Raw genomic sequence first — 25,807 nt, 5'->3', positions numbered from 1 at the left:
GCCTATAGGTTTTCGGTAATCAAGACAGCTAGCGAAAGGGTGATCCGTTGAGCCGCTCGGTTCTCGTCACCGGAGGAAACCGGGGCATCGGCCTCGCCATCGCCCGAGCGTTCGCGCAGGCCGGCGACAAGGTCGCGATCACGTACCGGTCGGGCGAGCCGCCGGAGGAACTCACCTCGCTGGGTGTTCTGGCGGTGCGCTGCGACATCACCGACTCCGATCAGGTGGAGCAGGCCTACAAGGAGATCGAGGACAAGCAGGGCGCCGTCGAGGTACTGGTGGCCAATGCCGGTATCACCAAGGACACGCTGCTGATGCGGATGTCGGAGGAGGACTTCGCGTCCGTCGTCGACACCAACCTCACCGGCACCTTCCGGGTGGTCAAGCGCGCCAACCGCGGCATGCTCCGCGCGAAGAAGGGCCGCGTGGTCCTGATCTCCTCGGTCGTCGGGCTGCTGGGATCCGCGGGCCAGGCCAACTACGCTGCCTCGAAGGCGGCACTGGTGGGCTTCGCCCGCTCGCTCGCCCGAGAGCTCGGCTCCCGCAACATCACCTTCAACGTGGTCGCCCCGGGCTTCGTGGACACCGACATGACGAAGGTGCTCACCGACGAGCAGCGCGCGGGCATCGTGGCCCAGGTGCCGCTGGCCCGGTACGCGCGGCCCGAGGAGATCGCGGCAGCCGTGAGCTTCCTGGCGTCCGACGACGCCGCGTACATCACAGGAGCCGTCATTCCCGTTGACGGCGGATTGGGCATGGGTCACTGATCACATGAGCGGAATTCTCGACGGCAAGCGCATCCTCATCACCGGGGTGCTGATGGAATCGTCCATCGCCTTCCACACCGCCAAGCTGGCCCAGGAGCAGGGCGCCGAGGTCATCCTGACCGCTTGGCCGCGGCCGTCGCTGACCGAGCGCATCGCCAAGAAGCTGCCGAAGCCGGTCAAGGTGATCGAGCTCGACGTCACCAACCAGGAGCACCTGGACCGCCTGGAGGGTCTCGTCCGTGACGAGCTCGGCGGCCTCGACGGCGTCGTGCACTCGATCGGTTTCGCCCCGCAGGACGCCCTCGGTGGCAACTTCCTGAACACGCCGTTCGAGTCGGTCGCCACGGCCATGCACGTCTCGGCGTTCTCGCTGAAGTCGCTCGCCATGGCCTGCAAGCCGCTGTTCCCGGCGGAGGGCGCGGCCATCGTCGGTCTCACCTTCGACGCGCAGTTCGCCTGGCCGCAGTACGACTGGATGGGCCCGGCCAAGGCGGCCCTGGAGGCCACCAGCCGTTACCTCGCCCGCGACCTGGGCAAGGAGAACATCCGCTGCAACCTGGTCTCGGCCGGTCCGATCGGCTCCATGGCCGCCAAGTCCATCCCGGGCTTCGGCGAGCTGGCCGAGGTCTGGAACTCCCGCTCGATGCTGGAGTGGGACATGAGCGACCCGGAGCCGACCGGCAAGGGCGTCGTCGCCCTGCTGTCGGACTGGTTCCCGAAGACCACGGGCGAGATCGTCCACGTGGACGGCGGTCTGCACGCGATGGGTGCCTGATCCCGCGATCACGGCGTCCTGCGTCCGTACGGCGGTGGCCGCGCCTCCCCCTCGGGGGAGGCGCGGCCACCGCCGTCTCGCGTGCGGGGCCCGGGATGCGGGTCCGGTTCGATCGGATGTTCGTCGTCTGACCGGATCTTTCCGACTCGAAAACCCGGACAGATGACTGCAAACTGACCTCGTCGGGATCTTCTCGGCGTGGTCGGGGCGGAGGTACGGCGTGCGTGCGAGGCCGAACCGAGCGGTATCCCTGCTGGTCACCTCGGTCGTGCTGACCGGACTCCTGATGCCGGGAGCGGTCGCGCAGCCCGCGGGCAAGGACCCCGCCGCCGGACCCGAGGCGGCGGCTCCGGCGGTCGCGGACCTCGCCGAGTACCCCGCGGAACCCCCCGCGCAGCCCGCGCCGTCCATCCGTCGGGACCTCTTCGGCGCCGACTGCGACACCGAGATCGAGGGCTCGCAGGTGACGGCGTACTGCCACAACGCCTACCCCGAGACCGACCTGATCCGGCTGCACGTGGAATGCGACCGCTGGTGGGACGTGGACGGGGACGCCGCGGCCGTGGCCCTGGACCCGGCGGGCCGCATCCGGCTCAGCGGCCGCTGCTGGAAGGAGGTCCGCTCGGCCTGGGTGACCCACCGCAGACCGGGGGGCTGAGGCGCGCGGACGCCCGCTACTCCCGACCCAGGCAGACGAACGGGTAGCCCGCCGCCTCCGAGGCCGCAGCGTCGGCGTCCCCGCCGCGGATCGCCTCGATGAGTCGGGCGTGGTCCAGGTGGGACGCCGGGGTCAGCTCGGTGCCCACGTCCGTGCGCAGCCAGTCGGCCACCAGGTCGCCGAGGTCCGCGTACAGCTCGATCAGCACGTCGTTGTGCGAGGCCGTCACCACCGCCATGTGCAGGCTGACGTCCGCCGCCACGAACAGCTCCGCGTCCCCGCTCTCCCACGCCTCCTCGCGCCGCGCGAGCAGCGCGTCCAACTGGACGAGGTCCCGCGCGGTCCGCCGCTCCGCCGCCAGCCGGGCCGCCGAGGACTCCAGCGTCGAGCGCAGCTCCGCGATGTGCCGCGGGTCGGCCCCGGCGAAGCGCCGGTGCATCACCCCGGCCAGCTCGCTGGTGGCGATCACGTACGTACCCGAACCCTGTCGGATGTCGAGCAGGCCGTTGTGCGCGAGGGCGCGGACCGCCTCGCGCACGGTGTTGCGGGCGACGCCCAGCAGTTCCACCAGCTCCGGCTCGGTGGGGATGCGGGAGCCGACCGGCCACTCGCCGGAGGTGATCTGGTTCCTCAGCTGCGTGATCACCTGGTCGACGAGCGCCGACCGGCGGGGCGAGGTCAGTGGCATGGGTTCCTCTCGGGCGGTGGCGCGCGCTCCGGTGCGCCCTGGGCTCAAGCGTGACGTGAGCCCGAGCGTGACGTGAGCTCAAGTGCGGTGTGAGCTCATGCGGTGATGTGAGCTCAAGTGCGGTGTGAGCTCAAGTGTGACGTGAGCTCAAGCGTGACGTGAGCGCGACTGGACAATTAATCATCCCATGATTCTATGATGGTTGAATGCCCGACGAAGACATCCAGACCCTCAACCGCCCGCAGGCCGTCCGCGGCCCTGCCGACCGGACGCTCCCCGCCGCCCACACCACCCCCCAGTGGCTCGGTCCGGTGCTCATCGTCGCAATCGTGCTGGCCGCGCTGAACCTGCGGCCCGCCATCACCAGCCTCGGCGCCCTCTTCGAGGAAACCCGTACGGGCCTGCACATGAGCGGCGCCGTCGCCGGGCTCATCACCTCGGTCCCCGCCCTCTGCTTCGCCGTCTTCGGCGTCACCGCGCCCCGGCTCTCCCGCCGCTTCGGGCCGGCCGCCGTGGTCTGCGCGGGCATGGCCGCCGTCGCCGCGGGCCTGCTGATCCGCCCCTTCGCGACCAACGCCGCGGGCTTCCTCGCCGCCAGCGCCCTGTCACTGGCCGGCATCGCCCTGACCAACGTCCTGCTCCCGGTCATCGTCAAGCGCTGGTTCCCCGACCGCGTGGGCACCATGACCGGCCTCTACTCCATGGCCCTGGCCGCCGGCACCTCCCTGGCCGCCGCCGCGACCGTCCCGCTGACCTCCGCCCTCGGGGGCAGCTGGCGCACCGGCCTGCTGATCTGGGCCGTCCTCGCCGCGGCCGCCGTGCTGCCCTGGCTGCCCATCGCCGCCGCGAGCCGCCGCGAGAAGGCCGCCGCGCCCGCCGCGCCGCGCGAGGACAGCGGCCCCTCCGTCGTCCGCAGTCGCACCGCCTGGGCCCTGGCCTGCTACTTCGGCCTCCAGGCCACCGGCGCCTACGTCACCATGGGCTGGCTCCCGCAGATCTTCCGCGACGCCGGGGTCTCCGCCTCCACCGCCGGGGTCCTGCTCGCCGTCACCATGGTCATGGGCGTCCCGCTCGCCTTCGTCATCCCCGGCCTCGCCGGACGGATGCGCCACCAGGGCCCCATCGCGGTCGTCCTCGGCCTCTTCGGGTTCGCCGGCTACCTCGGGCTCTACCTCGCCCCGGCCGCCGGAGCCTGGGCCTGGGCGCTGCTGCTCGGCATCTCCAACTGCGCCTTCCCGCTCGTCATCACGATGATCGGCCTGCGCGCCAAGTCCCCGGCCGGCGTCGTCAAGCTCTCCGCCTTCGCCCAGAGCACCGGCTACCTCATCTCCATCCCCGGCCCGCTCGTCATCGGCACCCTCTACCAGCACAGCGGGGGCTGGGACCTGCCCCTCGCCCTGATGGCGGGCCTGCTCGTCCCGCAGATCGCCCTCGGCGTCCTCGCGGGACGGGACCGCACGATCGAGGACGAATGCGGCATGCGAAACTGAACGGCATGTCGCCCGTACTCGAACCGAACCCCCAGAACGGCCGCAAGAAGCTGGGCCTGGTGCTCGGCGCCATGCTCGCCGTGACCGTGATCATCGCCGTCATCGCGACCATCGCCTCCCCCTGAACCGCGACCCGCTCCCGCGGGGGTGGGGCTAGGCCGTTTCCTTCAGATCATCGGATCGTTTGTTGATGTGTGTCGCTGACTGACGCCCAGTGGGCCCGCATCGAGCCGTTACTGCCGGACCGGACCCCGAAGCGGGGTGGCCGGTGGCGGGATCACCGACAGGTGATCGACGCGATCGCGTTCAAGTACCGCACCGGGACACCGTGGATGGACCTCCCAGAGCACTTCGGTTCGTGGAAGGGCGCCCACAACCGGCTGCGGAAATGGGCCGCCGACGGGACCTGGGAGAGGGTCTTCGTCGCCCTGCTCGCGCAGGCCGATGCCGAAGGCGACCTCGACTGGGTCGTCGCGGTCGACTCCACGATCGTCCGCGCGCATCAGCACGCCGCCGGGGCCCGTCAAAAGGGGCCCCGGCCGGCGAGCCGGCCGACCATGCCCTCGGGCGGTCCCGCGGCGGACTGACCACAAAGATCCATCTCGCCGCAGACGGCAGCTGCCGACCACTCGCATTCGTCATCACGCCCGGTCAAGCCGGGGACGCACCCGCATTCGCCCAGGTCATGGCCCGATTACGAGTGCCCAGGCCGACCGGCCGACCGAGGACCACACCCGATGCGGTCCTGGCCGACAAGGCCTACTCGTCCCGCGCGATCCGCCGCCATCTGCGACAGCGAGGGATCCGGGCGGTGATCCCCCAGCCCGCGGACCAGGCCGCCAACCGTAAGCGGCTCGGCCGCCGAGGTGGCCGCCCGCCCGCCTTCGACCGCGAGACCTACAAACAGCGCAACACCGTCGAGCGGTGCATCAACAAGCTCAAGCAATGGCGCGGCCTCGCTACTCGATACGACAAGACCGCAACCATCTACCTCGCCGGACTCCACCTCGCCGCCATCTTCATCTGGTCAGCAAGATGATCCGAAGGAAACGGCCTAGCCCCACCATCCCCTAGGGGGCCAGGTTCAGGGTCGACTGGGGTGCGCCCCGGATGGGAACCGCCGCCTCGGATCAATAGATTCGAAGCAGCGATCCACTCCCGGCCCAGCACCCCCGGAGGCGGCCATGTCGGCCCCCGTACACACCCCGTCCCGCACCGCGCGCCCCGCCCGCCGCCGCACCCCGGCCCACGCCGGCGCGAACGCCCGACTGCACTGGTGGGCGCTGGCCCTGCCCGCCCTCGCCTTCGGCCTGCTCCTGCTGCTCCTCGCCGGATCCGGCGAGGCCCACGCGGTCCCCGCGGAGCCCTCGGGGCTGATCCAGGTCACCCAGCAACTGCTGCGCGCCGTCGGCTGACCCCTTGCGCCGGGCCGCGCTCCACCACCCGACGGCAGGCTCCCAACACCCTGCGCCCCGTGGCTCATTTCATGCGAAGCTGGGAGTCATGAGCGCCGATACACCCCGCAGGATCGCCCTCCTCCGGCACGCCAAGGCCGACTGGCCCCAGGTGGCCGACCACGAACGCCCGCTGGCGGAACGCGGCCGGAAGGACTCACCGGCCGTCGGACTCAAGCTGGCCGAGTCCGGCATCAGCTTCGACCTGGCCCTCTGCTCCACCGCGGCCCGCACCCGGGAGACGTGGAAGCTCGCCGTCCAGGAACTCCCGCACCGGCCGAGGACCTCGTACGAGGAACGCCTCTACGACGCCTCGCTGGGCGAGCTCATCGCCCTGCTGAACGAGACCTCCGACGAGGTCCGCGACCTGCTGGTCATCGGCCACAACCCCGGCATGCACGCCCTCGCCGACGCCCTCTGCGCCCGCGCCGAGGGCGACGCCCTGGCCCGGATGACCCGTACCGGCTTCCCGACCGCCGCCCTGGCCGTCGTCTCCTTCACCGGCTCGTGGAAGTCGCTGGAGCACGGGGTGGGAACGCTGCTGGACTTCTGGACCCCGAAGGACCACTAAGCGGGACGGCTCACCGGCGCTGCCGACCGGCACCGCCGGGGCCGGGCCCGCACCGCACGAACCCCGAGCGCCGAGGAGCCCGGGCCGCCCTCGCGAGCGGTCCGGGCTCCGGCGCGTCCGCGAGCCGTCACCGGTCGGGCAGCGCCACCGGTTCCGCGCCCCGCGCCTCCCACAGCTCCGGGTAGAACCGCCGGTACACCGCCGCCCGCAGGTGGGCCACGCCCGTGCTGCCCCCGGTGCCCGGCAGCCCGCCGATCTGCCGCTCCACGAGCAACGCGTGGCAGGCCCGCCACTCCGTCCAGACCTCGTCGTGGTCGACCAGCGCCTCCGCCAGCTCGGCCAGTTCGGAGAGCTCGGCCGGGTCCCCGTCGCGCGGGAGGTCCGCGAGGCGCGCGTACGCCGCCCGCCGGCCGTCCTGCGTCGCCACCTCGAACCCGGCCTTGCCCAGCAGTCCGACGAAGGCCTCCCACAGCGAGGGCTCTTCGAGCCGCGTCCGCAGCCGCTCCCGCTCGGCGGGGCTCAGCCCGGCCGCGACGCGGGCCCCGTACGGACCGTGCACCCAGTCCGCCCCGGACAGCGCCGAGATCTCCACGTACTGCGCGGACTGGGCGCCGCTGCTGCTGCCGAGCGCCCCGCGGAAGGCGTGGAACTCTCGCGGCGGCATGGAGCGCAGGGGATGGATCCCGGCGATCAGGGCCCGGGCGATCACCGCGCCGCGGACCAGCCGGGCGCGGGCGGCGCGGGGGTCGCCGTCCAGGATGCGGTCCCGGGCGTCGGTCAGGTCGTCGAGCAGTTGCCCGAACCACAGTTCCTGCACCTGGTGGACGGTGATGAACAGGCGCTCGTCGCGCACCCCGTCGGCCAGGGGAACCTGGAGCGTCAGCAGCTCGGGCAGCCGCAGGTAGTCGGAGTAGGTGACGGTGTCAGACATCGGAGTCCTCCGGTGCGTGCAGTCCGTACAGGGCGAAGGCGTCGGTGACGCCGGGCAGGTCGAAGGCGTCGACCTGGGCGCACAGCCGCAGCGTGGAACGGGAGATCGTCTGGATGCGGTCGATGCCCGCGTCCCCGCCGTAGGTGTCCGTCAGGACGGCTTCGGTGCGGTCCTCGTCCAGACCGGCGCGGCGCAGCGAGTCGTACACCGGCTCCAGGTCCCAGTCGAGGGCGGCGCGGATCATCGCGGGCAGGGCCCGGGCGGCGAGGATCCGCCGCCGCTGGTCGAGACGGGCCCAGAGCTCGAGGAAGAAGGCGGAGAAGAAGCGGTGGTGGCGGCCCTCGTCCTTGGCGTGGTCGCGCATCAGCTCGCGCACCGTGCTCACCACCGTCGGGTCCTGCGGCACCTCGTTGAGCACCGCGGTGATCAACGTTTCGAACACGACCGCCTGCAACTGCCCGGCGAGGACCGGGTCGTCGGGCAGCAGTCGGCGTCCGGTGTCCTGCAACGCCGTCACGAACCCGCCGTAGTCGACGTCGGGCACGGCGATGCCGGTGACGGCCGACACCTGGTCGGCCAGGTCCAGGCTGTACAGGGCGTGGTAGCCCTCGTCGCAGTACACCTTGAAGGCGTCCATGCGCAGCGCGGTGGGGAAGTGCAGGCCGGAGTTGCCGTTGGCGACGGGCTCGGCTGCCCCGTTGACCACCCGCGTCTCCAGGTGGGTGGTCGAGTGCAGGAACTGGTAGAGGTGTCGTACGGAGACCTCGCGGATCCGCGCCGGTTCCAGGGCCTTCACCTCGGGGTGGGACAGGTGCGGTACCAGGGCGTCGGGGAAGAACACCCGGCCCTGCTCGGCCTCGGCGTGGAAGATCCGCCGGACTCCGCCGCGGACGCCCGCGGTCTCGTACCAGCGGTCGAGGGGACCTGGGGCCGTGCTCATGGGCGTCTTCCGTTCGGTGTGCGGGGGAGGGGGGCGGCGAGGTCCTCGCCGGCGGGGGCCGCCGGCACGTCGGCCGGACCCAGGTGGGCGGCGATCCGCCGGACCGCTTCGGCCACCAGGGGCGCGTCGACGGTGTGACAGAGCCGGAACCAGCCCGGCTGCGGGGAGCGGAACGCCCCGCCGGGCAGGATGCTGACCTTCGCGGTCTCGAACAGCCCCCGCCACAGCAGGCGTTCGGCCTCGAAGTCGGTGCCGGGCAGCCACCGGCGCAGGTCCAGCCAGACGGAGAAGCCCGCCTCCGCCGGGGCGTACGGGATGCCGTGCGCGTCGAGCAGCGCGACGAGGTGCCCGTAGGAGGAGGCCAGCCGGGTGCGGCCCGCCGCGAGGAAGGACGCCACCCACGCCGGGTCCGCCAGGAGCCCGGCGAGGGTGCCCTGGGTGGCGGTGGAGACGGGGGCGAAGTAGGCCATCGCCCGCGCCGCGTCCCGGACGCGCGGGGCGCGGGTGTGCAGGACGCCCGTCTTCAGTCCGGGCAGCCCGAAGTCCTTCGCGAAGCCCCACACCACGTGGGTGCGCTCGGCCCAGTGCGGGTTGACGGCCGGGTCGGCGGCGCTGGTGAAGGCGCGGTCGCCGAAGACGGCGTGGGCGTAGATCTCGTCGGAGACCAGGTCGACGTCGTGCTCGCGGACGACGCGCAGCAGCTCGGCGAGCACCTCGGGCGGGTGGACCTCGCCGATCGGGTTGGAGGGCGAGGACAGGGCGACCGCGCGGACCGTCGTGCCCCGGGACCGGGCCTCCTTCAGGGCCCGGTCGACGGCGTCGGCGGTCAGCCGGAAGCCGTCCTCGGGGGACAGCGGGGCGGGCAGGATCCGGGCGCCGGAGCGGCCGCCGAGATCGGTGTCGAAGGCCCCGTAATAGGGGGCGGGCACCACGATGGCCTCGCCCGGGTCGCACAGTACGGAGGCGATGGCGTCGAGTGCCCCGGTCGCACCGCTGATCACCACGAGGTCCTCGGCGTCCAGCGGGGTGCGGCAGGTCGCGGAGAGCAGGTCGGCGATCCGCTCGCGCAGGACGTCGGTGCCGTGCAGCGGCGCGTAGCGGGCCGTGGCCTCGGCCATGGGGGGCAGGGCGGCCAGCCGGTCGCGGAGCAGGTCCCAGAGCAGGCGGTTCTCGGCGGTGCCCAGGTTGAGGTAGCCGTCGGGTCGCAGCAGCGCGTCGTACGGCTCGGCCTCCGCGCGGAAGTGGGCCTCGGCGATGGCCGGGGTGTCGGCGAGGAGGCGGGCGGCCTGGTGGGAGATCATCGGGCCCTCCCGCTGTCGACGCCGGCGGCGGTGAGCAGTCCCGGGTTGACCCCGAGGCCCATGGAGGCGTCGATGACGGCGCCGTGGAGCGAGGTGGAGTGCTCGCCCGCCAGCCACCAGACCAGTTCCGCGATCTCCTCGGAGCGGATCAGGCGCCTCTTGGGCAGCCGGGAGGTCAGGTCCGCCAGGTCCTCGGGGGAGAGCTGGTCGAGGGTGCTGGCCTGGAACATCGCGGTGTCGACGGCGCCGGGGCAGACGGCGAACACGTCCACCGGGCTGTGCACCAGGTCGGCGGCGAGGTGGCGGGTCAGGTAGGTGAGCGCGGCCTTGCTCATGCCGTCGGCGGGGTGGAAGCCGGGGAACTGGAAGATCCCGCCGCCCACGCTGGAAACGTTGATGATCTTTCCGTAGCCGTTGTCCAGCATGCTGGGAAGTAACTGCTCGGTGAGCCACAGCGGGCCGACCGCGTTGATCCGGAAGAACTCCGAGGCCTTCTCGTGCCGGGCGCCTTCGGTGTAGTGGTCGATGGTCTTGGATCCGACGGCCGCGTTGTTCACCAGGACCTCGACCGGGCCGGGGAGCCTGTCCAGGAGCCGTTCGTGGTCCTCCCAGTTCCCCTGGTCGAAGGGGAAGGCCTCCACCTTGGCGTGGCCGGTGAGGGCCAGCTCGTGCACCAGCTCCTCGGCCCGGGCCCGGCCGTTGCGATAGGTGAACCAGACCGTCCAGTCCTCTTCCAGAGCGAACCTCTCCACGCAGGCCCGGCCGATACCGCCCGAACCCCCGGTGACGAGGACACTTCGAGTCACCATTGTTTCCCCTTGAACGATCACGACTGACCGATGGTCGCTGTCGCGTTCACGACAGCGCGGTCACAGTATTTGTCGCAAGTGCAGTGCGAATAGGGCGACTTTGGGCGGCCGTTGTCCGAGATGGCTCTTGCGTCCGGGCGCATGGCGTTGATCCGTCGTGACGCGTACGGCTCGCCGGACACCGGTCATGGCCGGTTCGGGTGCCTCGTGGAGGGGCCTTCGGTGGCCGGATATGAAAGACCGCCCGGCCGGAAGAACCCGGCCGGGCGGTATGGAAGTCCGATGTCGTGCTTCTGGCCCGTCAGGCCAGGTCAGCGGCCTCGACTTCCTCGCGGGTGATGCCGAGCAGGTACAGGACCGCGTCCAGGAAGGGCACGTTCACCGCCGTGTGCGCGGCCTCGCGCACCACGGGTTTCGCATTGAAGGCCACTCCCAGACCCGCCGCGTTCAGCATGTCGAGGTCGTTGGCACCGTCCCCGATCGCCACCGTCTGGGCCAGCGGAACACCCGCCTCGGCGGCGAAGCGCCGCAGCAGTCGGGCCTTGCCGGCGCGGTCCACGATCTCGCCCGTGACCCGGCCGGTCAGCTTGCCCTCCAGGATCTCCAGAGTGTTCGCCGAGGCGAAGTCCAGTCCGAGCCGCTCCCGCAGGTCGTCCGTCACCTGGGTGAAGCCGCCCGAGACCACACCGACCTGGTAACCGAGGGTCTTCAGCGTGCGGATCAGCGTCCGCGCGCCCGGGGTCAGCCGGACCTCGGAGCGGACCTTGTCGACCACCGAGGCGTCCAGCCCCGCCAGCAGCGCGACCCGGGCGTGCAGGGACTGCTCGAAGTCCAGCTCCCCGCGCATCGCCCGCTCGGTCACCTCGGCGACCTCGGCCTCGCAGCCCGCGTGCGCGGCGAAGAGCTCGATGACCTCGTCCTGGATCAGGGTCGAGTCCACGTCCATGACGACCAACCGCTGCGCCCGGCGGTGCAGTCCCGCCGAGACCACGGCCACGTCGACGCCGATCTGCGCGGAGGCGGTGGCCAGGGCGGTGCGCAGCGGCTCCGTCTCCACACCGGACACGGCGAACTCCACCGCCGTCACCGGATACTTGGCGAGCCGGAAGATGCGGTCGATGTTGCCGCCGGACCCGGTGATCCGAGCCGCTATGGCCGCCGTGGACTCCGCGGTGAGCGGGTGCCCGAGGACGGTGACGTGGGAGCGGCCACTGCCGCGCGGTCGGTTGTCGCCGGTCCCGGAGAGGATCTCGGCCTGGAGCTTGAGCGACTCTGCCCAGCTGTGGACGGTGGCCCGCAACTCGCCCTCGCCGGCGCCGGCCGGTTTCGTGACGAGGGCGCACAGGACGATGCGGCCACGGGTGACGACCTGCTCGATGTCGACGACATCGACGGAATAGGCGGCGAGGGTGTCGAACAGCCCGGCGGTGATCCCGGGACGGTCCTTGCCGAAGATCTTGACGAGGAGGGTGGGGACGTCGGAGGTCTGCGAAGCGCTCATGGTGCTCTCACCGTATCTTCCCGGCTCCGGCGGACGGACATCCGTCCCACTCCCTGAGCCGACTCCTTCGCACGGGCCGCCCGGCGCTCCGCACCGGCCCGTGACGGGCGCTCCACCCGAGCGGATCCCGGGTGAGAAGTCCCCGTATTTCACTCTCCGGGTGACTTCTGCCCCCACCCGGGGGCGGACGCGGACACCCCCGCGGGGCCCCGATTCCACATGTGGCCGCAGGCCTGAAATAGTTCCCCCGGATGTTCGCCATCCCTAGACTCCCTGACGTCAGGGGGATTCTCGGGGGACTTAAGTGGGGCTGGAGTGCCGGAACTCGTACTGGAATTGAATGGCAGGACCTGGACGCTGGATCCGTCCCGGTCGTACTCGCTGGGGCGTGATCCCCAGGGCGACGTGGTGATCGACGACGCCCGGGTGTCGTGGCGGCACGCCACCATCACCTGGAACGGCCGGAATTGGGGCATCGAGGACCACGGCAGCACCAACGGCACCTACGTGCACGGAGCGCGGGTCCAGCAGACCGAGCTCGTGGCCGGCACGCCGGTCCACCTGGGCAACGCGACCGACGGACCGCGGCTGAACCTGACCGCCACCGCCCAGGCCGCCGCCCAGCAGGCCCCGGCCTACCGGGCCCCGGCCGCGCAGGGGCAGGCGCACCAGCAGGCCCCGGCCTACCAGGCCCCGGTCCAGCAGCAGCCCTGGGAGCAGCAGCACCAGCAGCCGCAGCACCTGGCCCAGCAGCCGCACGTGCCGCAGCAGCAGGGCGGCGGCCCGGCGCAGACCGCGCCGAACCCCGGCCACCACGATCACCGCAGCCCGACGACGTTCCACCAGCTCTCGCTGGGCCACGTCATGCGCATCGGTCGCGCGCTGGAGAACGAGCTGGTCGTCTCCGACCTCCAGGTCTCCCGCCACCACGCCGAGTTCCGCTCGATGCCCGGCGGTCGCTTCGAGATCCACGACCTCGGCAGCCACAACGGCACCTACGTCAACGGTCAGCCGCTCGCCAAGTCCGGCACGGCGCTCCTCGGCCCGAACGACATCGTCGGCGTCGGCCACTCGACGTTCCGCATCGTCGGCGACCGGCTGGAGGAGTTCGTCGACACCGGCGAGGTCTCCTTCTCGGCCCGCCACCTCACCGTGACCGTCGACGGCGGCAAGCAGATCCTCAAGGACGTCACCTTCGGCGTCCCCGAGAAGTCGCTCATCGGCGTCATCGGCCCCTCCGGTTCCGGCAAGTCGACCCTCCTGAAGGCGCTGACCGGCTACCGGCCCGCCGACCAGGGCGACGTCCTCTACGACAACCGAAACCTGTACAAGCAGTTCGCGGAGCTCCGCCAGCGCATCGGCCTGGTCCCGCAGGACGACATCCTGCACAAGGAACTGAAGGTCAGCACCGCGCTCAAGTACGCGGCCAAGCTCCGCTTCCCCGGCGACACCGCCGAGTCCGAGCGCGTCGCCCGCATCAACGAGGTACTGCGCGAGCTCAAGCTCGACGTCCACAAGGACAAGAAGATCACCTCGCTCTCCGGTGGTCAGCGCAAGCGCGTGTCCGTGGCCCTGGAGCTGCTCACCAAGCCGTCGCTGATCTTCCTGGACGAGCCGACCTCCGGCCTCGACCCGGGCATGGACCGCGACGTCATGCAGCTGCTGCGCGGCCTCGCCGACGACGGCCGTACGGTCCTCGTCGTCACCCACTCCGTCGCCGAGCTGGCCATCTGCGACAAGCTGCTGGTCATGGCGCCCGGCGGTTCGGTCGCCTACTTCGGCCCGCCGGACGACGCGCTGAACTTCTTCGGCTACAGCACCTGGGCCGACGTGTTCTCCGCCTTCGAGGAGTTCCGCGACTACGACTGGGCCGGCCGCTGGAAGGGCTCGCAGCACTACCAGCTGTACGCCGCCGACATCGACGCGGTCGCCCCGCAGTCCGTCGCCTTCCCCTCGCCGCAGCAGATGCGCCCGCCCAAGCCGCAGGGCTGGGGCTCGCAGCTCTGGACACTGATCCGCCGCTACGTCTCGGTGATCGCCTCCGACAAGGGCTTCATCGGCCTGATGCTGATCCTGCCCGCGGTGCTGGGCGTGGTCTCCACGGTCATCCCCGCGACCTTCGGCCTCGCGCCCCCGCGACCGCCGTCCCAGTTCAACGGCGACGCCGGCACGATCATGCTGATCCTCGCGGTCGGCATGTGCTTCTCGGGCGCCGCGAACTCGGTCCGAGAACTCATCAAGGAACGCGTCATCTACGAGCGTGAGCGCGCGACCGGCCTGTCCCGGTCCGCGTACCTCATGTCGAAGGTGATCGTCCTCGGAGTCATCACGGCCATCCAGGGCGTGGTCATCTGCGCGATCGGCTTCTTCCCGCGCGATCTGCCCACCGAGGGCCTGCTGATGCCGCCGGCCGTCGAGCTGTGCGTGTCGGTCATCGCCCTCGGCTTCACCTCGATGATGTTCGGCCTCGTGATCTCCTCGCTGGTCAAGACCGCCGAGAAGACCATGCCGCTGCTGGTCATGTTCGCGATCGTCCAGGTCGTCTTCACCGGCATCCTCTTCCAGCTCTACGACTCCCCGGGCCTGGAGCAGTTCGCCTGGCTGATGCCGTCCCGCTGGGCCGTCGCCGCCGCCGGCAGCACGCTGAACCTCGGCAAGCTCATGCCGCCGTGGGACCGGGAGAACCCGACGAACACCGACCCGCTCTGGGACGCCACCGTCGGGCAGTGGAGCCTGAACATCATCGTCCTGCTGCTCATCGGCGTCGCCTGCGGCTTCCTGGTCCAGCGACTGCTGCGCCGCCACGAGCCCGAGGTCATGCGCGCCGGCAAGTAGGGGCCCCGCGCACCCGGGCCGCGCGCCCGCACGGAAAACGCCTCAGGGCGGCACCCGGAGTTCCGGGGGCCGCCCTGAGGCGCATGGGGGTTCTGGGGCGTCGGCGGCCTAGTAGGCGCTGTTGACGTTGTCCATCGAGCCGTAGCGGTCGGCCGCGTAGTTGCAGGCGGCGACGATGTTCGCGACCGGGTCGTACTGGTCGAACTTGGTGCCCTTGACGTGGTACGCCTTGAAGGTCGGGTAGATGACCTGGAGCAGACCCTTGCTGGGAATGCCGTTCTGGGCGTTGATGTCCCACTTGTTGATCGCCAGCGGGTTGCCGCTGGACTCGCGCATGACGTTCTTGTGGATACCGGAGTACGTGCCCGGAATCCCCTCGCGCTTCATGATGAAGAGCGCTTCCTTGATCCAACCGTCGAGGTTGTTCGCGAAGACCGGAGTGCGGACGGCGGACCGGCTCGCCGCCGCCGTCTTGTCGCGCTCCGCCTTGGCGGCGGCAGCGGCCTTGGCCTTCGCGGCCGCCGTGTCCTTCGCCAGCTTGTTCGCGACGGCCTGCTGCGCGCCGAGGTGCTGCTGTACGGACGGGGTCCACGCCACGGGGGCGGCGTTGATCGTCACCGCCTGCTGCGTCTCCGCGGCACCGGCCGGGACGAGGGAGAAGGCGAGCGCGGCGGCACCGAGCGTGGCGACACCGGCAACGGACAGCTTGTGTGCCTTCGTCAGACGACTGTGACCGGGAGTGCTGGAAGCAGACATGGCGGGGCAACCTCTTCGAATAGCGGGAGTCGCAGGAAGGCGCCGCTCGGATCCGGGATCCGCGGCGCTGTGCGACGTCGACATTCTTAGCGGTGGCAAAAACGCCTGGCAAAGGTGTGACGTACGATCCCGCTTAGTGGATCAGGGCCCCGGGACGAATCCGGAATGACGGGCACCGCACTAGGCGCAACCGACCTGACAGGACCTTTACCTGTCCACTACGCAGCTTCGTAAGTGATGTGGGTCCTATGCCGGGGCTCACATCGGGCACGTAACGGTCTCACCAGGAGTTGCGGCAGCAACGCGCAACGTGACCGCCGGCCCGCCCGGCTCCTCCTCAAGGAGGACCCGCACCCGGCCCGCCTCGTCCCGAAGGCAGAGCCGGCGGCTCCGCCGCCCCCCCTCCGCCGTACGTCCCGGGCCGCCCGACCTAGACCCGAAGCCCGATCCCGCAGGTCAGGGCCGCCGGTACGGTGACCCCATGCACTACGGACCCTGTACGGGACTCGCTGCCGTCAGCACCGCGCTGCTCGCCATGAGCCGTCGCCTGGAGGTCCACGACGTACTGCGCACCATCGTCGCCTCGGCCCGCGAGCTCCTCGACGCCGAATACGCCGCCCTCGGCGTCCCCGACGACCACGGGGGCTTCGCCCAGTTCGTCGTGGACGGCATCAGCGAGGAACAGTGGCGCCGCATCGGCCCCCTGCCCCGCCAGCACGGGGTCCTCGCCGCGATGCTCCACAAGGACGCCCCCGAGCGGCTGGCCGACGTACGCCAGGACCCGCGCTTCGGGGGCTGGCCCGCCGCGCACCCCGACATGTCCGACTTCCTCGGCATGCCCATCAAGGACGGCGAGGAGACCCTCGGCGCCCTCTTCCTCGCCAACAAGCGCCGCGACCCCGCCGGCGGGGTCGCCCGTACCGGCTTCACCGACGAGGACGAGGAGCTCCTCTCCCTCCTCGCCCAACACGCGGCCATCGCCCTCACCAACGCCCGCCTCTACGAGCGCAGCCGCGAGCTCACCATCGCCGAGGAGCGCTCCCGCCTCGCCCACGAGCTGCACGACGCCGTCAGCCAGAAGCTGTTCTCCCTGCGCCTGACCGCCCAGGCCGCCGCCGCCCTCGTGGACCGCGACCCCGGCCGCGCCAAGGGCGAACTCCACCAGGTCGCCGTACTGGCCGCGGAGGCCGCCGACGAACTGCGCGCCGCCGTGACCGAGCTGCGCCCCGCCGCACTGGACGAGGACGGCCTCGTCGCGACCCTGCGCAACCACGTCCGCGTCCTGGACCGGGCCCACGCCGCGCACGTCTCCTTCACCTGTGACGGCGTACGGGCCCTGCCCGCGACCCAGGAGGAGGCACTCCTGCGCGTCGCCCAGGAAGCCCTCCACAACGCCCTGCGGCACTCCGGCTCGGACCGCGTCGAGGTCGCCCTCGCCCGGACCCCCGCGGGCGGCGCGGTCCTGCGCGTGCGCGACTGGGGGTGCGGCTTCTCCCCGTCCACGGTCCGCAGGGCGGGCCGACACCTCGGACTGGTCTCCATGCGGGACCGCGCGAGCGGCTCCGGCGGACGGCTGGAGGTCCACTCCGAGCCCGGCAAGGGCACCACGATCGAGATGGAGGTACCCGGTGGCTGACAACCCGGCCCGCATCCGCGTCCTGCTGGTCGACGACCACCAGGTGGTCCGGCGCGGCCTGCGCACGTTCCTGGAGGTCCAGGACGACATAGAGGTGGTCGGCGAGGGCGGTGACGGCGAGGAGGGCATCGAGCGCGCCGAGGAGCTGCGGCCCGACGTCATCCTGATGGACGTCAAGATGCCCGGCACCGACGGCGTCGAGGCCCTGCGCCGGCTGCGCGCCCTGGGCAACCCGGCACGGGTCCTGATCGTCACCAGCTTCACCGAGCAGCGCACGGTCGTCCCCGCCCTGCGGGCCGGCGCGGCCGGGTACGTCTACAAGGACATCGACCCCGACGCGCTGGCCGGAGCGATCCGCTCCGTCCACGCGGGCCACGTCCTGCTCCAGCCCGAGGTGGCACAGGTCCTCCTCGCCCAGGAGGACCAGCCCTCCTCCGCGGGCCGCCCCGGGTCGCTGACCGACCGCGAACGCGAGGTCCTCGGCCTCATCGCGGACGGCCGCTCCAACCGGGAGATCGCCCGGGCGCTGGTGCTGTCGGAGAAGACGGTCAAGACGCACGTCTCGAACATCCTGATGAAACTGGACCTCTCCGACCGGACCCAGGCCGCGTTGTGGGCGGTCAGGCACGGAATGGTGGAGTAGGAGGGCACGTCGGCGCGCTCATCAGATCATCTGTGTGCGCGCCGTGATTCAACAGAGATTCATACGGTCGGGTGTATGTAGCCCACATGGCGTATCCCGACCGTCGGGCGGGGCGTTCTCCATGGCGTGTCGCGGCGGCTGGTCGCGGCAGACGTACTGGAGGACGAGAACGTGAAGAACTTCAAGAAGGCCGCAGCCGTCACCATGATCGCGGGCGGCCTCGTCGCCGCCGGCGCGGGTGTCTCCTCGGCGCACGGCGGTGCGTCCGCGGAGGGCGTGGCCCAGCACTCGCCCGGCGTGGCCTCCGGGAACCTGCTCCAGGTCCCCGTCCACGTCCCCGTGAACGTCGTCGGCAACACCGTCAACGTGATCGGCCTGCTCAACCCCGCCTTCGGCAACTTCGGCGTCAACCACTGACCCACCCCCTCGGCCCCGCTTCCCCACCTCTCCCCGGGAAGCGGGGCCGCGGCGTTCGCCCCCGATCGCCACCCCCACCCCGGCACCGGCCCCGACCCACCCGGACCCCGGACCCCACCGGCCGACCCCACCGCTCCCGGGCCCGGGCTCCGCGTCAGCCCCGCTCGCGTTCCTCGACCGCCGCGTTGTACGCCGCCACCAGCGCCCGCCGCGCCACCCGCTCCACCGGGCGCAGGGCCTCCGACCGCGCCGCCATCTCCGAGGCGGCCACCGCGCCCCCGGGCCCGTTCTCGTACGCCAGCGACACCATCAGGTCCACCCGCTGCGCCAGCGCCAGCACCCGCACCGCCCGCGGCGGATACCCCGGGGCCAGCACGTCACGCCCCGCCTCGGCCCGCGCCCGGTACGCCGACAGGGCCGCCTCCGCGACCGGCCCCGACCCCGCCACGTCCAGCCGGGTCAGTACGCCCGTCGCCTCGCGCAGCGCCTCCGCCAGCTCCCGCTCCGCCTCACCGAGCGACGGCACGTCCGCCGGTGGAGCCTCCCGTACCGGCAGGCAGTGCCAGGTCACCGAGACGTGCAGGTCCCCGGCCGGCCCGGCCTCCGCCACCTCCGGCACCAGCCCCAACGCCGCCCCCACCGCGACCACCGCCTCCTCGGCCTCCAACGCCCGCGCGTTGAACTCCGCCGGCCCGCTCAGCCCCAACGGGTGCCCCGGGGCGGGCAGCGCCACCCGCAGTCCGCTCACCCCCAGCACCCGCAACCGGCCGAGCGCCAGCGTGAGCCCCACCGGACCGGGTTCCCCCGGCAGACCGGACACCCGGTGCACGGCGTCCTCACCGACGATCGACGACGCGGCCTCGTCGGGCGACACCAAACCGGCCAGCAGCGCGTTCCCCCAGGCGGCCAGCCGCCCTGAACGTGGTTCGAAAAGCATCCCCCCACTTTACGGATCGGGCCCGGCACCCGGCCCCGGAACCGGACCCCTCCCCGAGTGGCGTAGGTTTTCCCCCAGGGGCTGCGCCTGCCGGCGCACAGAGAACCGTGACTGCAAGGGGTGACAACACGCTCATGAGCGATGTTCTGGAGCTGGTGGACGTATCCGTGGTCCGCGAGGGCCGGGCTCTGGTGGACCAGGTCTCCTGGTCGGTGAAGGAGGGGGAGCGCTGGGTGATCCTCGGCCCCAACGGCGCCGGCAAGACCACACTGCTGAACCTCGCCTCCAGCTACCTGTACCCCACCAAGGGCACCACCACGATCCTCGGCGGCACCCTCGGCAAGCCGGGTACCGACGTGTTCGAGCTGCGCCCCCGCATCGGTGTGGCCGGCATCGCCATGGCCGACAAGCTGCCCAAGCGGCAGACCGTCCTGCAGACCGTGCTCACCGCCGCCTACGGCATGACCGCGACCTGGCAGGAGGAGTACGAGGACATCGACGAGCAGCGCGCCCGCGCCTTCCTCGACCGCCTCGGCATGACCGACTACCTGGAGCGCAAGTTCGGCACGCTCTCCGAGGGCGAGCGCAAGCGCACCCTGATCGCCCGCGCCCTGATGACCGACCCCGAGCTGCTCCTCCTCGACGAGCCCGCCGCCGGCCTCGACCTCGGCGGGCGCGAGGACCTCGTACGCCGCCTCGGCCGCCTCGCCCGCGACCCGCTCGCCCCCTCCATGATCATGGTCACCCACCACGTCGAGGAGATCGCCCCCGGCTTCACCCACGTCCTGATGATCCGTCAGGGCAAGGTGGTCGCCGCCGGACCCATCGACCTCGAACTCACCTCGCGCAACCTCTCGCTCTGCTTCGGCCTCCCGCTGGTCGTCGAGCGCAACGACCACGACCGCTGGACCGCCCAGGGCCTGCCCCTGCGCTAGCGGTCCGTACCGCTCGCGCCCTGTCCCGACCGCGCCCACCCGACCTACCATGACCATGTGGACATCGACGCATGGGTGTGGTGGCTCATCGGCGCGGTCGGACTGGGCATCCCCCTGGTCCTCACCGCCCTTCCGGAGTTCGGCATGTTCGCCGTCGGCGCGGTGGCGGCCGCCGTCACGGCGGCCCTCGGCGGGGGAGTGGTCGCCCAGGTCCTGGTGTTCGTGATCGTGTCCGTGGCGCTCATCGCCGTGGTCCGTCCGATCGCCAACCGGCACCGCAACCAACGACCCCAACACCGCAGCGGCATCGACGCGTTGAAGGGCAGGACCGCCGTCGTCCTGGAACGCGTCGACGGCAGCGGCGGCCGGATCAAACTGGCCGGCGAGGTCTGGTCCGCCCGCACCCTGGACGCGGACACGAGTTTCGAACCCGGCCAGTCCGTCGACGTCGTCGACATCGACGGAGCGACCGCCGTCGTGATGTGAGAAAGCAGCCGACCCGCGGCCCCGGGGTCTGCGAGACTCCGCTCAACGGGGCAGCACAGACAGCCGGAAGGGCACGGGGAACCGCATGCAACCGATCATCATCGTCCTGATCATCCTGGTGGTTCTGGTCTTCATCGCCCTGGTCAAGACGATCCAGGTGATCCCGCAGGCCAGCGCCGCCATCGTCGAACGCTTCGGCCGCTACACCCGCACCCTCAACGCGGGCCTCAACATCGTCGTCCCGTTCATCGACTCCATCCGCAACCGCATCGACCTGCGCGAGCAGGTCGTGCCGTTCCCGCCGCAGCCGGTGATCACCCAGGACAACCTGGTCGTCAACATCGACACCGTCATCTACTACCAGGTGACCGACGCCCGAGCCGCGACGTACGAGGTCGCCAGCTACATCCAGGCCATCGAGCAGCTCACCGTCACCACCCTCCGCAACATCATCGGCGGCATGGACCTGGAGCGGACCCTCACCTCCCGCGAGGAGATCAACGCGGCCCTGCGCGGGGTCCTCGACGAGGCCACCGGCAAGTGGGGCATCCGCGTCAACCGCGTCGAGCTCAAGGCCATCGAGCCGCCGACCTCCATCCAGGACTCGATGGAGAAGCAGATGCGCGCCGACCGCGACAAGCGCGCCGCCATCCTCCAGGCCGAAGGCGTTCGGCAGTCCGAGATCCTGCGCGCCGAGGGTGAGAAGCAGTCCTCCATCCTGCGCGCGGAAGGTGATGCCAAGGCCGCCGCCCTGCGCGCCGAGGGCGAGGCCCAGGCCATCCGTACGGTCTTCGAGTCCATCCACGCCGGCGACGCCGACCAGAAGCTCCTCGCCTACCAGTACCTCCAGATGCTCCCGAAGATCGCCGAGGGCGACGCCAACAAGCTCTGGATCGTGCCCAGCGAGATCGGGGACGCGCTCAAGGGCCTCTCGGGCGCCATGGGCAACTTCGGCCCCATGGGCGGCGGCAGCCCGAGCGGCTTCAACCCGCAGAACGCCGGCAAGGGCGGCAACGACACGACGAGCGCCGGTGACCGGCGCGAACAGCCCCCCATCGACTGAGCCGCCCTCCCCTCGTGCATGATCGGTGAGGCCCCTCGACCTTCATGGCGGGGAGGCGACTCACTCACGCAAAGGGGATGGCTCCGTCCATGTCCATGTCCATCTGGGAATCGCTCGCGGTCCTCGCCGCCGGAATCGGCGCCGGCACGATCAACACCATCGTCGGTTCCGGCACCCTGATCACCTTCCCGGTGCTCCTCGCCACCGGCCTGCCCCCGGTCACCGCCAACGTCTCCAACACCCTCGGCCTGGTGCCCGGTTCCATCAGCGGCGCCATCGGCTACCGCAACGAACTCAAGGGGCAGCGCGACCGCATCCTGCGCCTCGGCGCCGTCTCCCTCGTGGGCGGCCTCGCGGGCGCGGTCCTGCTCCTCGTCCTGCCCCCGGAGTCCTTCGACACGATCGTGCCCGTCCTCATCGGACTCGCCCTCGTCCTCGTCGTCCTCCAGCCCCGCCTCGCCGCGTCCCTGCGCCGCCGCCGGGAAGCCGCCGGCGTCGACACGACGGAACGCGAGGGCGGCCCCGCCCTCCTCACCGGCATGCTGTTCTCCAGCGCGTACGGAGGCTACTTCGGGGCCGCCCAGGGCGTGCTCTACCTCGGACTCATGGGTCTGCTGCTCCACGAGGACCTGCAACGCGTCAACGCGGTCAAGAACGTCATCGCCGCCCTCGTGAACGGCATCGCCGCCGTCTTCTTCCTCTTCGTCGCGGAGTTCGACTGGACGGCCGTCCTCCTCATCGCCGTCGGCTCCACCCTCGGCGGACAGATCGGCGCGAAGGTCGGACGCCGTCTCTCGCCGACCGTCCTGCGCGGAGTCATCGTGACGGTCGGAATCCTCGCCATCGTCCAGATCCTGCTCCGCTGAACGACGTAGGGGAAATACGTCGCCCCGCGCACCCGGCAACCGGGCGCGCGGGGCGGTCGACTAGGCGGACCGCGACAGCCACTCCGGCAGCGGGTCCCGCCCGCCCACTCCCAGCGCGAGCAGCATCGCGTCCGCGGGTGACGGTACGAAGGGTTTGCGCAGCAGAGGCATCCCCGCCTCCTCGGGAGTCCGCGCCGCCTTGCGGTGGTTGTCCTCGGCGCAGGAGGCCACCGTGTTCAGCCAGGAGTCCCCACCGCCCTGGGCACGCGGCAGTACGTGGTCCACGGTCGTCGCGCGCTTCCCGCAGTACGCGCAACGGTGTTGGTCCCGGACCAACACCCCCCTCCGTGACCAGGGAGCATGTCTTCGGAAGGGCACCCGCACGTACCGGCAGAGCCTGATCACCCGCGGCATCGGAAGCTCCATGGTGGCAGCCCGCACACGCAGCTCGGGATGCGACTGTTCGACCACGGCCTTGTCCTGGAGCACGAGCACCACCGCCCGGTTCAAGGTCACCGTCGACAGCGGCTCGAAGCTCGCATTCAGCACCAGCGTGTCCCGCATCTCGCCCACCTCCCGTGTGCAGGCCCGCGACCACACCGGCGGCAGGGCCCGTCACCACTCTGGCCGCGCGCGCCACGCGGGACAACGCAATAAAAATGCCCGGTCCTGGCCGTCTTTAGACCAGGACCGGGCAAACGCTCGGCGAACGATCAGCCCGCGGGCTCCTCGTACTCACCGATCAGGTGGGCCCGCCCGAGGGTGTGGAAGCGGAGATTGAACCCGACCACGGCAGGAGAGACGTCCCCGTCCGGCCCGAGCTTCTCCTGATCCACCGCGTACACCGTGAACACGTACCGGTGCCGCTCCCCGGCCGGCGGAGCGGCGCCGCCGAAGTCCTTCGTGCCGTAGTCGTTGCGCACGTGCACGGCCCCGGCGGGCAGTCCCTCGAACGGGCCGCCGCCCGCCCCGGCCGGCAGCTCGGTCACCGAGGCAGGCAGGTCGAACAGCACCCAGTGCCAGAACCCGCTGCCCGTCGGCGCGTCCGGGTCGAAGCACGTCACGGCGAAGCTCTTCGTCCCCTCGGGGAAGCCCTCCCACCGCAACGCCGGCGAGACGTTCCCGCCCGACAACACCTGATCCCCGCCCAACTCCGCGCCGGGCGCCAGATCGGCGCTCGTCACGGTGAAGGAAGGGACCTCCGGGTGGAAGGCGTGGGGGAGGGGCGCCCTGTGCTGCTCAACCACTGCTGAACCTCCTGATCGAAATGCGCGTACCGGCCCGAGCCTAGAACCAGTTGCGCTGCGAACCGACGGACGCGATCCACTGGTTCAGGTACGCGGCCCAGTCGGTCTCCTGGTACGACTGCAGCCCCACCTGGAAGCAGCGGTAGGTGTCGCTGCCCTCGCTGAACAGCCCCGGCTTCTTGTCCATCTCCAGCACGACGTCCATCTCGCGCCCGTCGGAGACGAAGGTCAGCTCGACCTGGTTCAGCCCGCGGTACTGCGACGGCGGCAGGAACTCGATCTCCTGGTAGAACGGCAGCGTCTGCCGGGTCCCGCGGATGTGCCCGCGCTCCATGTCCGCACTGCGGAACGAGAAGCCCAGCTGCCGGAACGCGTCCAGGATCGCCTGCTGCGCGGGCACCGGGTGCACGTTGATCGGGTCGAGGTCACCCGCGTCGACCGCGCGCGCGATCTCCAGCTCGGTGCTGACCCCGATGTTCATCCCGTGCAGGGGCTGGCCCCCGAAGTGGGTGATCGGCGTCTCCGCCGGGATCTCCAGCCCGAACGGCACCACGTGCAGCGCGCCGGCCTGCACCTGGAAGGCACCCCCGAGACGCTGCTTCGAGAAGACGACGTCCTGCTTGTACTCCTGGTCGCCGCCCTCCACCTCGACCCGCGCCTGCAGCCCGACGGACAGCCCCTCGATCTGCTGCTCCACGGACCCGCCCTGGATCCGCACCTCACCCTGGACGATCCCGCCCGGCACCACGTTCGGCTCGGTGATGATCGTGTCCACCGAGGCACCGCCGGCACCCAGGCTCGCGAACAGCTTCCTGAACCCCATGCTCAAACTCCCCTTAAGGCTGTACGAAGGATGTGGCGACTCACGCGCCTACCCCTTTTACCAACGCGGAACCTTAGGCCCCGGTTGCAGGGCGGAGCGTTCCGTTACGCTCGACCGGATGAGCGCGCGTCCCGACCGTACGCCCCTGCCCCGTTCCTTCTTCGACCGCCCGGTCCGCACGGTGGCCCCGGACCTGCTGGGCCGCACCCTGGTCCGCCGCACCGCGGAAGGCCCCCTCGAACTGCGCATCACGGAGGTTGAGGCGTACGAGGGCCGGGCCGACCCCGGCTCCCACGCCTACCGCGGCCCCACCGCCCGCAACGCATCGATGTTCGGTCCGCCCGGACACGCGTACGTCTATTTCATCTACGGCATGTGGTTCAGCCTCAACCTGGTCTGCGGCCCGCCCGGCCATGCGAGCGGCGTGCTCCTACGGGCCGGCGAGATCACCGCCGGAGCCGACCTGGCCGCCAAACGTCGACTCTCTGCCAAGTACCCGCGTGAACTGGCCAAGGGGCCGGCCCGTCTGGCCACCGCCCTGGACGTGGACCGCTCACTCGACGGCACCGACCTCTGCGCCGGCCCGGACTCCCCCCTGTCCCTCCTCACCGGCACGGCCACCCCGGCCGACCTGGTGAGCAACGGCCCGCGCACGGGAGTGGGCGGCGCCGGCGCGGCCCACCCGTACCGCTACTGGATCACGGACGACCCGACGGTCAGCCCGTACCGCGCCCACGCACCACGCCGACGGACAACTTGACTCAGCCCTTCCGGACGCCTAACGTAGCCCGAGCCGCTTGAACGGGGCACTGCCTCAGCAGACCCCCAGAACGGCCAAACCACTACCTACGACTTACCCCTGGCGGGGTCCTGTTCGGCATGCCCGAATTACTCGCCGGCCGGCTCGATTATGAGCCGCGAGGGGAAAGCGCTAACGTAGCGGAGCGCCGAAAGGCCAAAGACCCCCAATGGTCACCGAATTCAAATCCAAGCCGACTGCGACTTTCGAGAAGCAGGGCCGGGAAATGATCTGGTAGAGTTGGAATCGCCGGAAAGGGAAAGCGCGAAAGCGCAGGACCTGGAAAGCGCCGAGGAAATCGGGCCCGAAAGAGTCTGATAGAGTCGGAAACGCAAGAACAGAACAGAACGAAGCCCGGAGGAAAGCCCCAGTAAGTGTTACTGAGGTGAGTACAAAGGAAGCGTCCGTTCCTTGAGAACTCAACAGCGTGCCAAAAATCAACGCCAAAAGTTGATACCCCGTCCACTTCGGTGGATGAG

28 protein-coding genes are annotated in these 25,807 nt (G+C 70.8%); 17 read left to right on the top strand and 11 right to left on the bottom strand.

Going from position 1 to position 25,807, the window contains the following annotated elements; translation table 11 throughout:
- The first annotated feature begins 47 nt into the window (after positions 1-47).
- The 3 genes from fabG to ACFY0I_RS23850 all read left to right on the top strand — a co-directional run bounded on the left by fabG (position 48) and on the right by ACFY0I_RS23850 (position 2,200).
- The gene (gene fabG / locus ACFY0I_RS23860) at positions 48-767 is read left to right on the top strand and encodes a 3-oxoacyl-[acyl-carrier-protein] reductase (RefSeq protein WP_362878087.1); all 720 of its coding nucleotides are present in this window, start codon (positions 48-50) and stop codon (positions 765-767) included.
- A gap of 4 nt (positions 768-771) precedes the next feature.
- Positions 772-1,542, top strand: a complete 771-nt coding sequence (gene fabI / locus ACFY0I_RS23855; protein ID WP_281208321.1) for an enoyl-ACP reductase FabI — start codon at positions 772-774, stop codon at positions 1,540-1,542.
- 220 nt (positions 1,543-1,762) lie between these two features.
- Positions 1,763-2,200, top strand: a complete 438-nt coding sequence (locus ACFY0I_RS23850; protein ID WP_388899249.1) for a hypothetical protein — start codon at positions 1,763-1,765, stop codon at positions 2,198-2,200.
- A 16-nt stretch (positions 2,201-2,216) separates the two neighbouring features.
- Here ACFY0I_RS23850 and ACFY0I_RS23845 read toward each other — a convergent pair whose 3' ends face one another.
- Positions 2,217-2,888, bottom strand: a complete 672-nt coding sequence (locus ACFY0I_RS23845) for a FadR/GntR family transcriptional regulator (protein ID WP_362878084.1) — start codon at positions 2,886-2,888, stop codon at positions 2,217-2,219.
- Positions 2,889-3,094: 206 nt separating this feature from the next.
- Between ACFY0I_RS23845 and ACFY0I_RS23840 the strand changes: the two genes are divergently transcribed.
- From ACFY0I_RS23840 to ACFY0I_RS23820, 5 genes are all read left to right on the top strand, one after another.
- Positions 3,095-4,378: a CynX/NimT family MFS transporter gene (locus tag ACFY0I_RS23840; RefSeq protein WP_388899247.1), complete on the top strand. Its 1,284-nt coding sequence runs from the start codon at positions 3,095-3,097 to the stop codon at positions 4,376-4,378.
- A 5-nt stretch (positions 4,379-4,383) separates the two neighbouring features.
- Positions 4,384-4,503, top strand: a complete 120-nt coding sequence (locus ACFY0I_RS23835) for an SGM_5486 family transporter-associated protein (RefSeq protein ID WP_281208317.1) — start codon at positions 4,384-4,386, stop codon at positions 4,501-4,503.
- Between the two features lie 69 nt (positions 4,504-4,572).
- Positions 4,573-5,417, top strand: a protein-coding gene (locus tag ACFY0I_RS23830; protein WP_388899245.1) for an IS5 family transposase whose coding sequence is annotated in 2 segments (ribosomal slippage) — positions 4,573-4,903 and positions 4,903-5,417 — 846 coding nt in all. Because the reading frame shifts where the segments join, the coding sequence is not laid out codon by codon here.
- Between the two features lie 145 nt (positions 5,418-5,562).
- Positions 5,563-5,793 carry a hypothetical protein gene (locus ACFY0I_RS23825; protein WP_388899243.1) on the top strand — a complete coding sequence of 77 codons (231 nt, stop codon included), beginning with the start codon at positions 5,563-5,565 and terminating at the stop codon, positions 5,791-5,793.
- Positions 5,794-5,881: 88 nt separating this feature from the next.
- Positions 5,882-6,403 (top strand): SixA phosphatase family protein, encoded by a 522-nt coding sequence (locus ACFY0I_RS23820; protein WP_388899240.1) that lies wholly within the window; start codon positions 5,882-5,884, stop codon positions 6,401-6,403.
- A gap of 127 nt (positions 6,404-6,530) precedes the next feature.
- Here ACFY0I_RS23820 and ACFY0I_RS23815 read toward each other — a convergent pair whose 3' ends face one another.
- The 5 genes from ACFY0I_RS23815 to serB all read right to left on the bottom strand — a co-directional run bounded on the left by ACFY0I_RS23815 (position 6,531) and on the right by serB (position 11,885).
- Positions 6,531-7,334 carry a tryptophan 2,3-dioxygenase family protein gene (locus ACFY0I_RS23815; RefSeq protein ID WP_388899237.1) on the bottom strand — a complete coding sequence of 268 codons (804 nt, stop codon included), beginning with the start codon at positions 7,332-7,334 and terminating at the stop codon, positions 6,531-6,533.
- On the bottom strand, positions 7,327-8,274 hold the full coding sequence (locus ACFY0I_RS23810; protein ID WP_388899234.1) for a diiron oxygenase: 948 nt from the start codon (positions 8,272-8,274) through the stop codon (positions 7,327-7,329). The genes ACFY0I_RS23815 and ACFY0I_RS23810 overlap by 8 nt, the downstream gene beginning before the upstream one ends.
- Positions 8,271-9,575: an aminotransferase class I/II-fold pyridoxal phosphate-dependent enzyme gene (locus ACFY0I_RS23805; RefSeq protein ID WP_388899232.1), complete on the bottom strand. Its 1,305-nt coding sequence runs from the start codon at positions 9,573-9,575 to the stop codon at positions 8,271-8,273. The genes ACFY0I_RS23810 and ACFY0I_RS23805 overlap by 4 nt, the downstream gene beginning before the upstream one ends.
- On the bottom strand, positions 9,572-10,384 hold the full coding sequence (locus ACFY0I_RS23800; protein WP_388899229.1) for an SDR family NAD(P)-dependent oxidoreductase: 813 nt from the start codon (positions 10,382-10,384) through the stop codon (positions 9,572-9,574). The genes ACFY0I_RS23805 and ACFY0I_RS23800 overlap by 4 nt, the downstream gene beginning before the upstream one ends.
- 301 nt (positions 10,385-10,685) lie before the next feature.
- On the bottom strand, positions 10,686-11,885 hold the full coding sequence (gene serB, locus ACFY0I_RS23795) for a phosphoserine phosphatase SerB (protein ID WP_281208310.1): 1,200 nt from the start codon (positions 11,883-11,885) through the stop codon (positions 10,686-10,688).
- A gap of 315 nt (positions 11,886-12,200) precedes the next feature.
- Here serB and ACFY0I_RS23790 point away from each other — a divergent pair, with 315 nt between their 5' ends.
- Positions 12,201-14,720, top strand: coding sequence for an FHA domain-containing protein (locus tag ACFY0I_RS23790; protein WP_388899226.1), 2,520 nt, complete (start codon positions 12,201-12,203; stop codon positions 14,718-14,720).
- A gap of 108 nt (positions 14,721-14,828) precedes the next feature.
- On the opposite strand, the gene ACFY0I_RS23785 is transcribed toward ACFY0I_RS23790, so the two are convergent.
- The gene (locus ACFY0I_RS23785; RefSeq protein WP_388899223.1) at positions 14,829-15,476 is read right to left on the bottom strand and encodes a transglycosylase SLT domain-containing protein; all 648 of its coding nucleotides are present in this window, start codon (positions 15,474-15,476) and stop codon (positions 14,829-14,831) included.
- Positions 15,477-15,957: 481 nt separating this feature from the next.
- On the opposite strand from ACFY0I_RS23785, the gene ACFY0I_RS23780 reads away from it, so the two are divergent.
- The 3 genes from ACFY0I_RS23780 (at position 15,958) to ACFY0I_RS23770 (ending at position 18,172) form a co-directional block, all read left to right on the top strand.
- Positions 15,958-17,112, top strand: a complete 1,155-nt coding sequence (locus ACFY0I_RS23780; protein WP_388899220.1) for a GAF domain-containing sensor histidine kinase — start codon at positions 15,958-15,960, stop codon at positions 17,110-17,112.
- Complete coding sequence (locus ACFY0I_RS23775; protein ID WP_388899218.1) at positions 17,105-17,755, top strand: response regulator; 651 nt, start codon at positions 17,105-17,107, stop codon at positions 17,753-17,755. Before ACFY0I_RS23780 ends, ACFY0I_RS23775 begins: the two co-directional genes overlap by 8 nt.
- Positions 17,756-17,926: 171 nt before the next feature.
- Positions 17,927-18,172 (top strand): chaplin, encoded by a 246-nt coding sequence (locus tag ACFY0I_RS23770; RefSeq protein ID WP_388899878.1) that lies wholly within the window; start codon positions 17,927-17,929, stop codon positions 18,170-18,172.
- Between the two features lie 154 nt (positions 18,173-18,326).
- On the opposite strand, the gene ACFY0I_RS23765 is transcribed toward ACFY0I_RS23770, so the two are convergent.
- Entirely contained in the window at positions 18,327-19,109 is a 783-nt protein-coding gene (locus ACFY0I_RS23765) for a hypothetical protein (RefSeq protein WP_388899216.1), read from the bottom strand.
- Positions 19,110-19,243: 134 nt separating this feature from the next.
- Between ACFY0I_RS23765 and ACFY0I_RS23760 the strand changes: the two genes are divergently transcribed.
- The 4 genes from ACFY0I_RS23760 to ACFY0I_RS23745 all read left to right on the top strand — a co-directional run bounded on the left by ACFY0I_RS23760 (position 19,244) and on the right by ACFY0I_RS23745 (position 22,459).
- On the top strand, positions 19,244-20,044 hold the full coding sequence (locus tag ACFY0I_RS23760) for an ABC transporter ATP-binding protein (protein WP_388899213.1): 801 nt from the start codon (positions 19,244-19,246) through the stop codon (positions 20,042-20,044).
- Positions 20,045-20,101: 57 nt separating this feature from the next.
- The gene (locus ACFY0I_RS23755; protein WP_388899210.1) at positions 20,102-20,530 is read left to right on the top strand and encodes an NfeD family protein; all 429 of its coding nucleotides are present in this window, start codon (positions 20,102-20,104) and stop codon (positions 20,528-20,530) included.
- A gap of 85 nt (positions 20,531-20,615) precedes the next feature.
- Entirely contained in the window at positions 20,616-21,593 is a 978-nt protein-coding gene (locus ACFY0I_RS23750; RefSeq protein WP_388899208.1) for an SPFH domain-containing protein, read from the top strand.
- 95 nt (positions 21,594-21,688) lie between these two features.
- Entirely contained in the window at positions 21,689-22,459 is a 771-nt protein-coding gene (locus tag ACFY0I_RS23745; protein ID WP_388899875.1) for a sulfite exporter TauE/SafE family protein, read from the top strand.
- 60 nt (positions 22,460-22,519) lie between these two features.
- Here ACFY0I_RS23745 and ACFY0I_RS23740 read toward each other — a convergent pair whose 3' ends face one another.
- The 3 genes from ACFY0I_RS23740 to ACFY0I_RS23730 form a co-directional block, all read right to left on the bottom strand.
- Positions 22,520-23,023, bottom strand: a complete 504-nt coding sequence (locus tag ACFY0I_RS23740) for an HNH endonuclease (protein ID WP_362878067.1) — start codon at positions 23,021-23,023, stop codon at positions 22,520-22,522.
- Positions 23,024-23,172: 149 nt separating this feature from the next.
- Positions 23,173-23,706 carry a YbhB/YbcL family Raf kinase inhibitor-like protein gene (locus ACFY0I_RS23735; RefSeq protein WP_388899205.1) on the bottom strand — a complete coding sequence of 178 codons (534 nt, stop codon included), beginning with the start codon at positions 23,704-23,706 and terminating at the stop codon, positions 23,173-23,175.
- A gap of 40 nt (positions 23,707-23,746) precedes the next feature.
- Positions 23,747-24,529 (bottom strand): sporulation protein, encoded by a 783-nt coding sequence (locus tag ACFY0I_RS23730; RefSeq protein ID WP_388899202.1) that lies wholly within the window; start codon positions 24,527-24,529, stop codon positions 23,747-23,749.
- Positions 24,530-24,647: 118 nt separating this feature from the next.
- Here ACFY0I_RS23730 and ACFY0I_RS23725 point away from each other — a divergent pair, with 118 nt between their 5' ends.
- Positions 24,648-25,289, top strand: coding sequence for a DNA-3-methyladenine glycosylase (locus ACFY0I_RS23725; protein ID WP_388899200.1), 642 nt, complete (start codon positions 24,648-24,650; stop codon positions 25,287-25,289).
- Positions 25,290-25,807: the final 518 nt, after the last annotated feature.

Source organism: Streptomyces sp. NPDC001568 (assembly GCF_042893755.1).
Taxonomy (GTDB): Bacteria; Actinomycetota; Actinomycetes; order Streptomycetales; family Streptomycetaceae; genus Streptomyces.
The sequence above is the reverse complement of the archived record's forward strand: the minus strand, read 5'-3'. Positions and strand labels throughout refer to the sequence as shown.